We start from the raw sequence: 14,151 nt of genomic DNA, 5'->3' as shown, positions 1-14,151 counted from the left end.
CGCTTTGCCCACTCTACACCTTGGCAACTAATAGGCCTGCTTCGCGTCGGCCTCCTCGCTCGTCTGGATCAGGTCGAGGCTCGCCTCGATCTTGCCGATCAGGCGGTCGAACGTCCTGCGCTCGTCGGCGGACAGGCATGCCATGATTTCGCGCTCGCGCTGCTGCAAACGCGGGATCAACTCCTCGTACAGCGTCTTGCCCTTCCGTGTCAGGCGCAGGCGGAACTCGCGGCGATCCTCGGTGTTCTCGACCCGCTCGATCAGCCGCCGCTCCAGCAGCGACGTCACGGCCCGGCTGATGGTCGATTTGTGCGTGCGGGTGCACGCTGCGACATATTGCGCGCTGCAGGCCTCGCGGCGGAAGCCGAGCGTCGCCAGCACGCGCCATTCCGGAATGTCGAGCCCATAGCGCTCGCGATACTCGACGGCGAGCGCCGCGCTGACCTCCGCGGCCAGACGGTTGAGCCGGAATGGCGCGAACTTGAACAGGTCGAGCCGCTCGTCGTCCTGCGGCACCGCGGCATTTCGGTCATCCTCGACCGGCTTCGCCTGCTGCCTGGACGCCGCGGGAGATGGCTTCGCCAAGATCGCGCTCCGATTTTTGAGTTGACGCGGCCGAAGCCGTCGGCTTTAGAATAGTTGCAGGTGAGACTATCTGGCAAGACGGCCAGATGGCCTCGCCCGAGGAAATGTCGGTCGCTTCGAAAATCGTCGCGTCGAAAAGTCCAAGAAAACCACAAGGCGAGCAAGCCATGGTGCAGGCCAATCCGGGGCAGGGCGCGGGCCAGGCGAAGGTTCAGTTCGGCTATCATCGGCACGAAGACCAGGATCAGGCCACGCCGGCCGCGCATCCGGTCGTCGTCGTAGGTGCGGGTCCCGTCGGGCTGTCGTTCGCGATCGATCTCGCGCAGCGCGGCCATGCGGTCGTCGTGCTCGATGATGCCGATCGTATCGGCGAGGGCTCGCGTGCGATCTGCTTTTCGAAGCGCTCGCTGGAATATTGGGATCGGCTCGGCGTCGGCGACCGGATGGTCGACAAGGGCGTGGTGTGGAACGTCGGCCGCATCTTCCACGGCCCGTCCGAGCTCTATCAGTTCAACCTGTTGCCGGAGCCCGGGCACAAGCGGCCGGCCTTCATCAACCTGCAGCAGTTCTACGCCGAGGCCTATCTGGTCGATCGCGTCAACGCGCTGCCGGCGATCTCGCTGCGCTGGCGCAACAAGGTCACCGCGCTCGAACAGCGCAATGATCACGTGGTGCTGACGATCGAGACGCCGGACGGCCCGTATCGGCTGTCGGCGCAATATGTGATCGCCTGTGATGGCGCGCGCTCCTCGCTGCGCCAGATGGTCGGCGCGGGCTTCTCCGGCAAGGTGTTCGAGGATCAGTTCCTGATCGCCGACGTCAGGATGACGGCCGAATTCCCCACCGAGCGCTGGTTCTGGTTCGATCCGCCGTTCCACGCCGGACGCTCGGCGCTGTTGCACCGGCAGCCGGACAATGTCTGGCGCATCGACCTGCAGCTCAGCCGCTATGCCGATCCCAACGTCGAGAAGCAGCCGGAGAATGTGCGGCCACGGATCGCGCGCATGCTCGGCCATGACCAGTTCGAATTCGAGTGGATCTCGCTCTATAAATTCCAGTGCCGGCGCATGGAGCGCTTCATTCATGGTCGCGTCGTCTTCGCCGGCGACTCTGCCCATCAGGTTTCGCCGTTCGGCGCACGCGGGGCCAATTCGGGGCTGGAGGATGCCGAGAATCTGGCCTGGAAGCTCGATCGCGTGCTGCGCGGAAGCTCGCCCGCGGCGCTGCTCGACACCTACCATCTGGAGCGAAGCGCGGCGGCCGACGAGAACATTCGCGAGTCGACGCGCGCGACGGATTTCATGGCGCCGAACTCGCACCAGGAGGCGCGGCTGCGCAAAGTGGTGCTCGCGCTCGCCCGGGATACCGAATTCGGCAAGCGCATGGTCAATGGCGGCCGGCTGTCGGTTCCCTCGGTCTACGAGACGCCGCTGTCGACCGAAGATGACGAGGCCTGGGAGACCGGACCGCGCCCGGGGACATCGATGCCGGATGCGCCGCTGAAGGCAGCCGACGGACGGCACCTCCATCTCACCGATGCGTTCAACGCTCAGGGCCGGCGCTTCACGCTGCTGTCGTTCGCCAATGGTGAGGCGATCGACGTGCCCGACGATGTCGGTGTCATCCGCATCGGCGATCCCGATGGACTCGCCGATGGCGAGGGCTTCGCGGTCAAGCGTTACGGTGCCAAACCCGGCACATCCTATCTGCTGCGTCCGGATGGCTATGTCGCGGCGCGCTTCCGGCACCCGAGCCGCGCCGCGATCGCGGCGGCGGTCGCACGCGCCTGCGGCCTGAACTGAGGAAGCCGCAACGATGACGCTCTCGACCGCCTCCAATTTCCCCAAGCCCGACGATGCCTTCCGCGCCATTGTCGAAGCCCATCGCGGCCTCTCGGACCTCGAAAGCGCCGACCTCGATGCGGCATTGGTCCTGATCCTCGCCAATCACATCGGCGACATCGGCGTCCTGCGCGACGCGATCACGCTGGCGAAACGCAGCATGGCTGATACCGGTCAACAGCAACAACAACAGCAGCAATAGGCTGCCGCGCACACAAGGAATGAACTGATGGCGAAAGGTTTCGCTTCCACGACGGATCTCACCGAGAAGAAGGTGACCTTCTCCGAGATCGGCCCGGATCTCTATGCGTTCACCGCGGAGGGCGATCCGAACTCGGCGGTGATCGTCGGCGATGACGGCTGCATCGTGTTCGATGCGCAGGCGACGCCGGCGATGGCCAACAAGGTGATCGAGCGCGTCAAGACCGTCACCGACAAGCCGATCAAATATGTCGTGCTGTCGCATTACCACGCGGTGCGCGTGCTTGGCGCTTCGGCCTATCACGCCCAGGGCATCGTCGCCTCGCAGGAGACGCGCCGACTGATCGTCGAGCGCGGCCAGCAGGACTGGGATTCCGAATACGGCCGCTTCCCGCGCCTGTTCCAGGACGCCGAGAGCATCCCCGGCCTGACCTGGCCGACGCTGACTTTCGAAGGCGAGATGACGATCCATCTCGGCAAGCGCGAGGTGCAGCTGATCCAGCTCGGCGCCGGCCACACCTCCGGCGACATCGTCGCCTGGGTGCCGGACGCCGAGGTGATGTTCTCCGGCGACCTCATCGAATATCATTCGGCCTGCTATTGCGGCGACGCCTATTTGCGCGAATGGCCGTCGACCTTGAACGAGATCCGCGACTTCAATCCCAAGGCGATCGCGCCCGGTCGCGGCGATGCGCTGAAAGGCGAGGCCACCGTGCGCGAGGCGATCGCGATGACGCGCGACTTCGTCAGCTCGCTGTACGGCGCGGCCGAGATGTCGGTCGCGAAGGGACGCAGCCTGAAGGAATCCATGGCCGCCACGCGCGACGTGATGGACCCGAAGTTCTCGAGCTTCGCGATCTACGAGCACTGCCTGCCGTTCAACGTGTCGCGCGCCTATGACGAGGCCAGTGGCATCGACGATCCCGTGATCTGGACCGCCGAGCGCGACCGCGAGATGTGGGCCCGCCTGCAAGGAGAAGGATGATGAACGTCAACACATCGCCTGACCAGCTCAACCGCGCCACGGGGCAGGTTACGCCGGGCTACATGTCCGGCTTCGGCAATTCGTTCGAGACCGAAGCGCTGCCTGGTGCGCTGCCAATCGGGCGCAACTCGCCGCAGCGCTGCGCCTATGATCTCTATGCCGAGCAGCTCTCGGGCTCGCCGTTTACGGCGCCGCGCGGGTCCAACGAGCGCTCATGGCTGTATCGCATCCGTCCGTCGGTGAAGCATTCCGGCCGCTTCACACGCGTCGATGCCGGGCTGTGGCGCACCGCGCCCTGCCACGAGCAGGAGATCACGGTACAGCAGCTGCGCTGGGATCCGACGCCGATGCCCTCGGGCGAGGTGACGTTCCTGCAGGGCGTGCAGACCATGACGACGGCGGGCGATGCGGCGACGCAGGCCGGCATGGCGACGCATGTCTACGTCATCACCAGGTCGATGGTCGATCAGCACTTCTACGACGCCGACGGCGAGCTGATGTTCGTGCTGCAGCAGGGCCGCCTGTTGTTCGTCACGGAGTTCGGCCGCATCGATGCCGAGCCCGGCGAGATCGTCGTGATCCCGCGCGGCGTGAAGTTCCGGGTCGAGATTCCGGCCGGACCTGCGCGCGGCTATCTGTGCGAGAACTACGGCGGCGCCTTCACCCTGCCGGAGCGCGGCCCGATCGGCGCGAATTGCCTTGCCAATGCCCGCGACTTCCTGACGCCGGTGGCGTCGTATGAGGACAAGGACACCCCGACCGAGCTCTATGTGAAGTGGGGCGGCGCGCTGTTCAAGACCGAGCTGAAGCACTCTCCGATCGACGTCGTCGCCTGGCACGGCAACTACGCGCCCTACAAATACGACCTGCGCACCTTCTCGCCGGTCGGCGCGATCGGCTTCGATCATCCCGATCCGTCGATCTTCACCGTGCTGACCTCACCGTCGGAGACGGCGGGCACCGCCAACATCGACTTCGTGATCTTCCCGGAGCGCTGGATGGTCGCCGACAACACCTTCCGCCCGCCGTGGTATCACATGAACATCATGTCGGAGTTCATGGGCCTGATCTACGGCGTCTATGACGCCAAGCCGCAGGGCTTCGTGCCGGGCGGCATGAGCCTGCACAATTGCATGCTGCCGCACGGGCCGGATCGCGAGGCGTTCGATCACGCCAGCAATGGCGAGCTGAAGCCGGTCAAGCTGACGGGCACCATGGCGTTCATGTTCGAGACCCGCTTCCCGCAGCGGATCACCAAGCACGCAGCGGAGTCCGGCACCTTGCAGCCTGGCTACGCCGATTGCTGGAACGGACTGGAGAAGCGGTTTGATCCGAACAGGCCTTAGCGCGAGCTGTGTCAACGCCGTCATGGCCGGGCTTGACCCCGGCCATCCACGTCTATCGTCCCGCCGGCTAGATGGATGCCCGGGCCTTCGCCGCGCCGAAGCGGCTTCGGCCGCGCAGGCGGGTCAAGCCCGGGCATGACGACCCGGTTTGGAGAAGCATTTTGACCCACCCCAACGACCCCTCACTCCGCTCCTTCATTCCGGCCGATCCGGCCTCGGACTTTCCGATCCAGAACCTGCCCTATGGCGTGTTCTCCGCCGCCGATTCGCCGAAGCCGCGCGTCGGTGTCGCCATTGGCGATTTCGTGCTCGATCTCGCCGTGCTCGAAGATGAGGGCCTGCTCGACCTGTCGCCGGCCTATGAGGTGTTCGCGCAATCCTCGCTGAATGCCTTCATGGCGCTCGGCCCCGCCGTGTGGTCGAAGACCCGCGCGGCGATCAGCGCACTGCTGCGCCATGACAATCCGCGCCTGCGTGACGACAAGCCGCTGCGCAGCCGCGCGCTGCTGCCGCGCAACGACGTCAACCTGCACTTGCCGTTTCACGTCGCCGGCTACACCGACTTCTATTCGTCGAAGGAGCACGCCACCAATGTCGGCGTCATGTTCCGCGGCAAGGACAACGCGCTGCAGCCGAACTGGCTGCACATGCCGATCGGCTATAACGGCCGCGCGTCGACCGTGGTCGTCTCCGGCACCAAGGTGCGCCGGCCGCGCGGGCAGCTGAAGCCGCCGAGCGCCGACGTGCCGAGCTTCGGCCCGTGCAAGCGGCTCGATTTCGAGCTGGAGATGGGCGTCGTCATCGGCCAATCATCTCCGCTCGGCGAGATGCTGACCGAGGCGCAGGCGGAGGCGATGATCTTCGGCTTCGTGTTGCTCAACGACTGGAGCGCGCGCGACATCCAGCAATGGGAGTACGTCCCGCTCGGGCCGTTCCAGGCCAAGGCGTTCGCGACCTCGATCAGTCCATGGGTGGTGACATCAGAGGCGCTGGAGCCGTTCCGGGTGGCCGGGCCAACGCAGGACCCGGTGCCGCTGCCCTACCTGCAGCAGAAGGCCGCGCAGAACTACGATCTCGCGCTCGACGTCGCCTTGCGTGCGTCGGGCAGCAACGCCGCGCAGACCATCGCGCAGACCAATTTCAAGTACATGTACTGGTCGAGCGTGCAGCAGCTGATGCACCATGCCTCGTCAGGGTGTGTCATGAGCGTCGGCGATCTCCTGGGGAGTGGCACCATCTCCGGCCCGGAGAAGCACCAGCGCGGGAGCCTGCTCGAGATCAGCTGGAACGGCACCGAGCCCATCGAACTCGCCGGCGGCGTGAAGCGCACGTTCCTGGAGGACGGCGATTCGCTGGTGATGCGCGGCTGGTGCCAGGGCAACGGCTATCGCGTCGGCTTCGGCGAGGTCGAAGGCACGATCGTCGCAGCGGAGTAGCCGCCCCATCCACTGCCGTCATTCCGGGGCGGCCCGCAGGGCCGAGCCCGGAATCCATAATGACGGGGAGAGAGCTCAACGCTCCACTGGCGGCACGTGCTTCACGCCGGCGACGAAGGCGGCAACATCCTCGGCCGCATATTTCAGGTGAACGCGCTTGTCCGACGGCACTTGTTTCACCGTGCAGACCCCCGGCCGCCACTGCCGCGCCGGCCGGATCGGCCGCGGCGCGAAGCCGCCGCCGCAGTTCGGGCAGACGTTGAACAGCCTGGTCTCGACGCAGTCGGCGCAGAAGGTGCATTCATAGGAGCAGATGCGCGCGTCCTGCGCGGCCGGCGGCAGGTCCTTGTCGCAATATTCGCAATTGGGCCGAAGCTGCAGGGCCATGGGCGTCTCGCAGGTCGGGGACGTGATCACTGTCGCAAAAGCAATGATGATGTTGAAGGGCGCATTTCCCTCGATTCGCGCCGCGAAAGCTCAACCAGTCGACAACGACGCCAGCGGCAGCTTGGCGCTTTCCTTGAGACGGTCGAGCACGATCGAGGAGCGCACGTGCGCCACGCTCTGGTGTGGCATCAGCACGTTGTTGACGATGTCTGACAGGCTCTTGAGGTCGCGCAGCACCACCTTCAGCAGGTAGTCGGAATCGCCCGTCAGCGCGTAGGCCTCCTGGATGTCGTCGATGCGGTTCACCAGCGCGCGAAACTTCTCGGCGTTGTCGGGCGAGTGCGTCGCCAGCGTGATCTGGATGAAGGCGATCAGCTCGAACCCGAGCGCCTGGCTGGCGAGCTGGGCGCGGTAGCCGGCGATGACGCCGTCCTCCTCTAGCCGCATCCGCCGCCGCGAGCATTGCGAGGCCGAGAGCCCGGCGATCTCGGCCAGCTCCTGGTTGGTCAGGCGACCGTCATCCTGGAGCGCGGCCAAGATGCGGAGATCGAAGCTATCGACGGAGTTCATGCGCTATCTCCCCTAATCATGCACGGATCGTGCATATCTCGGCGAGAATGACAATGGTTTGCATGCTCCATGCACCGAATTGGGGAGATCATGAACCCAATCAGCCTAGGAGCTTGCCATGGGTCCGTTTCCGCACGATGCGCCGCCTGCCACCATCTCCGCCGACAACCCGATGGGCACGGATGGCTTCGAGTTCGTCGAATATGCGCATCCCGACGCCGGCGAGCTGCATGCCCTGTTCAAGCTGATGGGCTTCGTGGCGGTCGCGCGCCACAAGACCAAGGCGATCACGCTGTATCGCCAGGGCGACATCAACTATCTCGTCAACGAGGAGCCCGGCAGCCACGGTCACGACTTCGTCGCCGCGCACGGCCCCTGCGCGCCGTCTATGGCGTTCCGCGTGGTCGATGCCAACAAGGCTTACGCGCGCGCGATCGCGCTCGGCGCCGAGCCGGCCGACCTGCCCGCATCGCAGAAGACGCTGGACGTTCCTGTGATCAAGGGCATCGGCGGCAGCCTGCTGTATCTGGTCGATCGCTATGGCGCCAAGGGCTCGGCCTATGATCTCGAATTCGACTGGACCGGCGCGCGCGACCCGCGGCCCGCGGGCTCGGGCCTCTACTATATCGATCACCTGACCCACAATGTGCATCGCGGCCGCATGAACGTGTGGGCCGGCTTCTACGAAAAGCTGTTCAACTTCCGCCAGATCCGCTTCTTCGACATCGAGGGCCGCGCCTCGGGCCTGTTCTCGCGCGCGCTGACCAGCCCCGACGGCAAGATCCGGATTCCGATCAACGAGGACGCCGGCGATTCCGGGCAGATCGAGGAGTATCTGAAGATCTATCGCGGCGAAGGCATCCAGCACATCGCCTGCGGCGCCCGCGATATCTACTCGACCGTCGAGGGCCTGCGCGCCGCCGGCCTGCCGTTCATGCCGTCGCCGCCCGACATCTATTTCGAGCGCATCGACGCGCGTTTGCCCAAGCATGGCGAGGACCTCGCCCGGCTGCAGAGAAACGGCATCCTGATCGACGGCGAGGGCGTCGTTGCCGGCGGTCACACCAAGGTGCTGCTGCAGATCTTCTCGGCCAATGCCATCGGTCCGATCTTCTTCGAGTTCATCCAGCGCAAGGGCGACGACGGTTTTGGCGAAGGCAACTTCAAGGCGCTGTTCGAGTCGATCGAGGAGGACCAGATCCGCCGCGGCGTGCTCAAGGTCGAGGCGGCGGAGTAGGGCCGTTCATCGGTGTGTGTTGTTCTCGCTGATGCAGCCCAGACTTCCGCTGTAGCCCTGGATTGCTTCCGCCTTCGCTCTTCGAGCTTCGGCGGACAAGTCGTTGCGCTCGCAATGACGGTGTGTGTGGGACGCACGCCGTCGCTCCACAGACAGTGTCGTCCCGGCGAACGCCGGGACCCATACCGCGTGATGTATCGATCGGGCACAGTCATCGATAATTTTCGTCACACGACGGCCGGTGGCTATGGGTCCCGGCGTTCGCCGGGACGACACCGCGTTTGAGGAGGGGGCGTGGCCAACTCATTCAGATCGGAATAGTCGCGTAGCGCACCGTCGGCGCGACCGCAGCCGTCCGCTTAACGCCCAGCCTTCCAAGCATTCACCAGCGTCCCGATCTCCGTCACCTCCGGCTCACGGATGGTCGACGGCGTCCGTGAGAACCTTGGCGCTGGCGCGGGCTGCGTCACGCCGTGCCGCTGGACGAACACGCCGCGCGCGGCCATGTGGGCGTGCTTGGGCGCCTCCGACATCGTCAGCACCGGCGCGAAGCAGATGTCGGTGCCTTCCATGATCGCGCACCATTCTTCCCGCGTCTTGCTCTTGAACACGCTGACCAGCTTCTCCTTCAGCGCCGGCCATGCGCGCGGATCCATCTGTGCATCGAAGGCGGGATCGGAGAGATCGGCGTGCTGCCGCAGCAGCGCGTAGAACTGCGGCTCGATCGAGCCGATCGAGATGAAGTTGCCGCAGGCGCATTCGTAGACGCCGTAGAAGTGCGCGCCGCCATCGAGGAAGTTGCGCTCGCGCCCCTCGGTCCAGCGGCCCATCGCGGTGAGGTCGAAGAACATCGCGAGCAGCGAGGCCGCGCCGTCGCACATCGCGGTGTCCACCACTTGTCCCTTGCCGGACTTTGACGCTTCCAGCAGCGCGGCAAGCACACCGACGACGAGGTAGAGCGCGCCGCCGCCGAAGTCGCCGACCAGGTTGAGCGGCGGCACCGGGCGCTCCCGGGGTCCGATCGCGGCCAGCGCGCCGGTGATCGAGATATAGTTGATGTCGTGACCGGCCGCATGCGCCAGCGGTCCCTCCTGGCCCCAGCCGGTCATGCGGCCGTAGACCAGCTTCGGATTGCGCGCGAGCACCACGTCGGGGCCGAGGCCGAGCCGCTCCATCACGCCGGGCCGGAAGCCTTCGATCAGCGCGTCGGCATCGGCGAGCAGATCGAGCACCTCGGCGATGACCGACTTGTCCTTGAGATCGAGCTCGATCACCTTGCGGCCGCGGCCGGCGACCGACTTCATCGTCTTGCGCGCGCCGACACGATCCAGCGTCACCACCTCCGCGCCCATGTCCGCCAGCAGCATGCAGGCGAACGGACCCGGTCCGATGCCGGCGAACTCGACGATGCGGAAGCCTGCGAGCGGTCCGGTGGCGCGGGTCTGGTTGTGAGGAGCGGTCTTGTCGAGCACGTCGTTGTGTCCTTGATTCACGCGTCTTTTCGGATCGCGTTCTGATCCGCAATTGTCCCGCGTGCATCAGGCCAACGCAAGCGCGCCGTATGCCGCAAAGCAAAACGGCGCGCATTGCTGCGCGCCGCATGGAATTTGTCGTGCCGTTGCGCGGAATGATCCGCGTTGTGAGGTCAGCCCGCGGCCTGCACCGCGCGCTGCGCCATCACCTTCACCAGATTGGCGCGATAATCGGCCGAGCCGTGGATGTCGCTGAGCAGGCCGCTCGCCGGGATGCTGACCCCGTCGATCGCCGACGCCGACCAGTTCGACTTCAAAGCCGCCTCGATCGCGGGCACGCGCATCACGCCGCTCTGCGAGGCGCCGGTGGCCGCGACGCGGACGTCGCCGCCCTTGGTCTTGGTGACGAACACACCCGTGAGCGCAAAGCGCGACGCGGGGTGGCGCATCTTGGCGTAGCCGGCCTTCTCCGGCACCGGGAACGACACCTCGGTGATGATCTCGCCGTCCTCGAGCGCCGTCGTGAACAGGCCCTTGAAGAAATCACCGGCCGCGATCGACCGCTTGTTGGTCTTCACGGTTGCACCGAGCGAGACCAGCGCCGCGGGGAAGTCCGCTGCCGGATCGTTGTTGGCGATCGAGCCGCCGATCGTGCCGCGGGAGCGTACCGCGGGATCGCCGAGCACCGAGGTGAGATGGGCGATGGCAGGGATCGCCTTCTTCACATCGGCATTGGTCATGATGTCGTAGTAGGTGGTCGCGGCCTTGATGGTGAGCGTGTCGCCGGTCAACTGGATGCCGATCAGGTCCTTGATCTTGCCGATGTCGATGACATCGGACGGAGCAGCAAGCCGCTGCTTCATCACCGGGATCAGGGTATGACCGCCGGCCAGGAACTTGGCTTCGCTGCCCTTGGAGAACAGCGCCGCGGCCTCGTCGACCGAGGAGGCGCGGTGATAAGTGGTCTGGTACATGGTTGCTCCTCCGTTCGATCAGGCGTTGCCATGGATCGCGTGCCACACGCGGTCCGGCGTCGCCGGCATTTCCAGCTTGTTGTTGCCGATCGCATCCGTGATCGCGTTGATCACGGCGGCGGATGCGCCGATCGCGCCGGCCTCGCCGCAGCCCTTCACGCCGAGCGGATTGCCCGGGCACAGGGTCGTGGTGTGGCTGAGCTTGAAGGACGGCACGTCGTCGGCGCGCGGCATCGCGTAGTCCATGAAGGACGCCGTGACCGGCTGGCCGTTGCTATCGTAGATCGCGTGCTCGAGCAGCGCCTGGCCGATGCCCTGGACGAGACCGCCGTGGACCTGACCTTCGACGATCATCGGGTTGATGAGCCGGCCGAAATCGTCCGCCGCCACGAAGTTGACGAACGACGTCTTGCCGGTGGCCTCGTCGACCTCGAGCTCGCAGATATAGGTGCCGGCCGGGAAGGTGAAGTTGGTCGGATCGTAGAAGGCACTCTCCTTCAATCCGGGCTCCATGCCGTCCGGCAGGTTGTGCGCGGTGTAGGCGGCGAGGGCGACCATCGGCAGCGCGATCGACTTGTCGGTGCCGGTCACCTTGAACTCGCCGTTCTCGATGACGATGTCGCCTTCCGAAGCCTCCAGCGCATGCGCTGCGATCTTCTTGGCCTTGGCCTCGACCTTCTCCATCGCCTTGAGGATCGCGGTGAGGCCGACTGCGGCCGAGCGCGAGCCGTAGGTGCCCATGCCGAACTGCACCTTGTCGGTGTCGCCATGAACGATCGAGACCTGGCTGATTGGCACGCCCAGGCGCTCGGCGATGAGCTGGCAGAAGGTGGTCTCGTGGCCCTGGCCGTGGCTGTGCGAGCCTGTGAGCACCTCGATGGTGCCGACCGGGTTGACGCGGATCTCAGCCGATTCCCACAGACCGACGCCGGCGCCAAGGCTGCCGACTGCCTTCGACGGCGCGATGCCGCAGGCCTCGATGTAGCAGGAGAAGCCGATGCCGCGCAGCTTGCCTTGCGCCTTGGCGGCTGCCTTGCGGCCTGCGAAGCCGGCATAGTCGATGGCCTTCATCGCCGCGTCGAGCGAGGCGTTGAAGTCGCCGGTGTCGTAGGCCATGATCACCGGGGTCTGGTGCGGGAACTGGGTGATGAAGTTCTTGCGCCGCAGCTCGGCCGGATCGACCTTGAGCTGACGCGCCGCGGTCTCCATCAGCCGCTCCAGCAGATAGCTCGCCTCAGGGCGTCCGGCGCCGCGATAGGCGTCGACCGGCGTGGTGTTGGTGTAGACGCCCATCACCTCGGCATAGATCGCCGGGATGTTGTACTGGCCCGACAGCAGGGTCGCGTACAGATAGGTCGGCACCGAGGACGAGAACAGCGACATGTAGGCGCCGAAATTGGCGTGGGTCTTGACCCGCAGCCCCAGGATCTTGTTGTCGGCATCGAGCGCCATCTCCGCCTTGGAGATGTGGTCGCGGCCGTGCGCGTCGGTCAGGAACGCCTCGGTGCGGTCGCCGGTCCACTTCACCGGGCGGCCGACCTTCTTGGAGGCCCACAGCGCCACCATCTCCTCGGGATAGATGAAGATCTTGGAGCCGAAGCCGCCGCCGACGTCGGGCGCGATGACGCGCAGCTTGTGCTCGGGTGCGATGTTGTAGAACGCCGACAGCACCAGGCGGGCGACATGCGGGTTCTGCGACGTCGTGTAGAGCGTGAAATGCTCTTCGGCCGCGTCGTAGTCGGCGATCGCGGCGCGCGGCTCCATCGCGTTGGGCGCGAGCCGGTTGTTGGTCAATTCCAGCGTGACGACGTTGGCGGCCTTGGCGAAGGCGGCGTTGACCGCTCCCTCGTCGCCAATGTGCCAGTCGTAGACGACGTTGCCGGGGGCCTCCGGGTGAAGCTGCGGCGCGCCGGGCTTCAGCGCGGAGGGCATGTCGGCGACCGCCGGCAGCTCCTCATATTCCACCACGACGGCCTCGGCGGCGTCACGGGCGAGGTTCTTGCTCTCGGCGATCACCACGGCGACGGCCTGGCCGACGAACCGCACGGTCTCCGGCGCCATCGCCGGCCATGCGCCCATCTTCATCGGCGAGCCGTCCTTCGAGGTGATGGCCCAGCCGCAGATCAGGTTGCCGACCTTGTCGTCGACGATCTGCCTGCCGGTCAGCACCGCGACCACGCCCGGCATCGCCTCGGCGGCCGAGGAGTCGATGCTCTTGACCTTGGCATGCGCGTGCGGGCTGCGGATGAAATGGGCAAAGGTCATGCCCACCAGTTTGACGTCGTCGACGTAGCGGCCCTTGCCGGTGATGAAACGCTTGTCCTCCTTGCGGACGACGCTGGCGCCAATGCCTTCCATACCCATGCGAATCTCTCCCCTACCGGAGTTCTATTGTCCCGCCGCGGCCATCGCGCGCAGCGGTCGTGGTCTCGGTATTGCGGTAAACGGCGGCTCTCGCCCGCCTCATTCGGCAGCTTGCGCGACCTTCATCCGTCCGGCAGCGTCGAGCACGGCCTTGACGATGTTGTGATAGCCGGTACAGCGGCAGATGTTGCCTTCCAGCTCCTCACGCACGGTGCTCTCGTCGAGCTCGCCTCCGTGGCGGTGCACAATATCGATGGCCGACATGATCATGCCCGGCGTGCAATAGCCGCATTGCAGGCCGTGATTGTCGCGGAAGGCGGCCTGCATCGGATGCAGCTCGTCGCCCTTGGCGATGCCTTCGATGGTGGTGACGTTGGCGCCGGCGGCCTGGCCGGCCAGCACGGTGCAGGATTTCACGGCACGGCCGTCGATATGGACGACGCAGGCGCCGCATTGGCTGGTGTCACAGCCGACATGGGTGCCGGTGAGATTGAGATGATCCCGCAGGAGGTGAACGAGCAGGGTGCGATCCTCGGCCTCGACCGAGACCGCCTTGCCGTTCACCGTCAGTTTGACTGTCGACACGAGTAACCTCCCGATGAATTTTTCTTATTCTGATTAGAAACAGCGCCCTCAGGACTTTGCAACTCGAATTTTCGTCTCTGATGTCATTGCGACGTCTTGCGTGCGGCCTCGGCGATTCGGTCGCATGTGGCCCGCCATGCGAGGCGGCACCGGCACAGGTGAGAGCGC

Annotated in this window: 13 protein-coding genes; 6 read left to right on the top strand and 7 right to left on the bottom strand. The window is 65.6% G+C overall.

The window, feature by feature from the left end; all coding sequences use genetic code 11:
* Positions 1-27: 27 nt before the first annotated feature.
* On the bottom strand, positions 28-585 hold the full coding sequence (locus ACQR1X_RS11620; protein WP_316179251.1) for a MarR family winged helix-turn-helix transcriptional regulator: 558 nt from the start codon (positions 583-585) through the stop codon (positions 28-30).
* A gap of 167 nt (positions 586-752) precedes the next feature.
* On the opposite strand from ACQR1X_RS11620, the gene ACQR1X_RS11615 reads away from it, so the two are divergent.
* The 5 genes from ACQR1X_RS11615 to fahA all read left to right on the top strand — a co-directional run bounded on the left by ACQR1X_RS11615 (position 753) and on the right by fahA (position 6,394).
* Positions 753-2,387: an FAD-dependent oxidoreductase gene (locus tag ACQR1X_RS11615; protein WP_434874074.1), complete on the top strand. Its 1,635-nt coding sequence runs from the start codon at positions 753-755 to the stop codon at positions 2,385-2,387.
* A gap of 13 nt (positions 2,388-2,400) precedes the next feature.
* The gene (locus tag ACQR1X_RS11610; protein ID WP_434874073.1) at positions 2,401-2,628 is read left to right on the top strand and encodes a DUF2783 domain-containing protein; all 228 of its coding nucleotides are present in this window, start codon (positions 2,401-2,403) and stop codon (positions 2,626-2,628) included.
* Between the two features lie 27 nt (positions 2,629-2,655).
* Positions 2,656-3,612: an MBL fold metallo-hydrolase gene (locus ACQR1X_RS11605; RefSeq protein WP_315801717.1), complete on the top strand. Its 957-nt coding sequence runs from the start codon at positions 2,656-2,658 to the stop codon at positions 3,610-3,612.
* Positions 3,612-4,958, top strand: coding sequence for a homogentisate 1,2-dioxygenase (gene hmgA, locus ACQR1X_RS11600; RefSeq protein WP_434898876.1), 1,347 nt, complete (start codon positions 3,612-3,614; stop codon positions 4,956-4,958). Before ACQR1X_RS11605 ends, hmgA begins: the two co-directional genes overlap by 1 nt.
* A 161-nt stretch (positions 4,959-5,119) precedes the next feature.
* Positions 5,120-6,394 carry a fumarylacetoacetase gene (gene fahA / locus ACQR1X_RS11595; RefSeq protein WP_315801715.1) on the top strand — a complete coding sequence of 425 codons (1,275 nt, stop codon included), beginning with the start codon at positions 5,120-5,122 and terminating at the stop codon, positions 6,392-6,394.
* 75 nt (positions 6,395-6,469) lie between these two features.
* Here the strand turns inward: fahA and ACQR1X_RS11590 are convergent, their stop codons facing one another.
* Together ACQR1X_RS11590 and ACQR1X_RS11585 are read right to left on the bottom strand one after the other, a co-directional pair.
* Positions 6,470-6,781 (bottom strand): DUF1272 domain-containing protein, encoded by a 312-nt coding sequence (locus ACQR1X_RS11590; RefSeq protein WP_315801714.1) that lies wholly within the window; start codon positions 6,779-6,781, stop codon positions 6,470-6,472.
* Positions 6,782-6,871: 90 nt separating this feature from the next.
* The gene (locus ACQR1X_RS11585; RefSeq protein WP_315801713.1) at positions 6,872-7,351 is read right to left on the bottom strand and encodes an Lrp/AsnC family transcriptional regulator; all 480 of its coding nucleotides are present in this window, start codon (positions 7,349-7,351) and stop codon (positions 6,872-6,874) included.
* Between the two features lie 118 nt (positions 7,352-7,469).
* Between ACQR1X_RS11585 and hppD the strand changes: the two genes are divergently transcribed.
* Positions 7,470-8,588 carry a 4-hydroxyphenylpyruvate dioxygenase gene (gene hppD / locus ACQR1X_RS11580; RefSeq protein ID WP_434898875.1) on the top strand — a complete coding sequence of 373 codons (1,119 nt, stop codon included), beginning with the start codon at positions 7,470-7,472 and terminating at the stop codon, positions 8,586-8,588.
* 359 nt (positions 8,589-8,947) lie between these two features.
* Here hppD and ACQR1X_RS11575 read toward each other — a convergent pair whose 3' ends face one another.
* The 4 genes from ACQR1X_RS11575 to ACQR1X_RS11560 all read right to left on the bottom strand — a co-directional run bounded on the left by ACQR1X_RS11575 (position 8,948) and on the right by ACQR1X_RS11560 (position 13,983).
* Positions 8,948-10,060: a CaiB/BaiF CoA transferase family protein gene (locus ACQR1X_RS11575; RefSeq protein WP_434899027.1), complete on the bottom strand. Its 1,113-nt coding sequence runs from the start codon at positions 10,058-10,060 to the stop codon at positions 8,948-8,950.
* Positions 10,061-10,233: 173 nt separating this feature from the next.
* Positions 10,234-11,034, bottom strand: coding sequence for an FAD binding domain-containing protein (locus ACQR1X_RS11570; protein ID WP_316179262.1), 801 nt, complete (start codon positions 11,032-11,034; stop codon positions 10,234-10,236).
* An 18-nt stretch (positions 11,035-11,052) separates the two neighbouring features.
* Positions 11,053-13,398, bottom strand: coding sequence for a xanthine dehydrogenase family protein molybdopterin-binding subunit (locus ACQR1X_RS11565; RefSeq protein WP_434898874.1), 2,346 nt, complete (start codon positions 13,396-13,398; stop codon positions 11,053-11,055).
* Between the two features lie 99 nt (positions 13,399-13,497).
* A complete protein-coding gene (locus ACQR1X_RS11560) occupies positions 13,498-13,983 on the bottom strand; it encodes a (2Fe-2S)-binding protein (RefSeq protein ID WP_315717018.1) in 486 nt (161 codons plus the stop codon).
* Between the last annotated feature and the right edge of the window lie 168 nt (positions 13,984-14,151).

Origin of the sequence: Bradyrhizobium sp. HKCCYLRH3073 (assembly GCF_051167995.1) — a bacterium.
Taxonomy (GTDB): Bacteria; Pseudomonadota; Alphaproteobacteria; order Rhizobiales; family Xanthobacteraceae; genus Bradyrhizobium.
Note: the sequence above shows the minus strand (reverse complement) of the source record. Positions and strands in the feature narration are given on the sequence as shown.

Coding starts and splice junctions, on each gene's coding strand:
- ACQR1X_RS11615 (WP_434874074.1), top strand. CDS start 753: ATGGTGCAGGCCAATCCGGGGCAGGGCGCGGGCCAGGCGAAGGTTCAG.
- ACQR1X_RS11610 (WP_434874073.1), top strand. CDS start 2,401: ATGACGCTCTCGACCGCCTCCAATTTCCCCAAGCCCGACGATGCCTTC.
- ACQR1X_RS11605 (WP_315801717.1), top strand. CDS start 2,656: ATGGCGAAAGGTTTCGCTTCCACGACGGATCTCACCGAGAAGAAGGTG.
- hmgA (WP_434898876.1), top strand. CDS start 3,612: ATGAACGTCAACACATCGCCTGACCAGCTCAACCGCGCCACGGGGCAG.
- ACQR1X_RS11590 (WP_315801714.1), bottom strand. CDS start 6,781: ATGGCCCTGCAGCTTCGGCCCAATTGCGAATATTGCGACAAGGACCTG.
- ACQR1X_RS11585 (WP_315801713.1), bottom strand. CDS start 7,351: ATGAACTCCGTCGATAGCTTCGATCTCCGCATCTTGGCCGCGCTCCAG.
- hppD (WP_434898875.1), top strand. CDS start 7,470: ATGGGTCCGTTTCCGCACGATGCGCCGCCTGCCACCATCTCCGCCGAC.
- ACQR1X_RS11570 (WP_316179262.1), bottom strand. CDS start 11,034: ATGTACCAGACCACTTATCACCGCGCCTCCTCGGTCGACGAGGCCGCG.
- ACQR1X_RS11565 (WP_434898874.1), bottom strand. CDS start 13,398: ATGGGTATGGAAGGCATTGGCGCCAGCGTCGTCCGCAAGGAGGACAAG.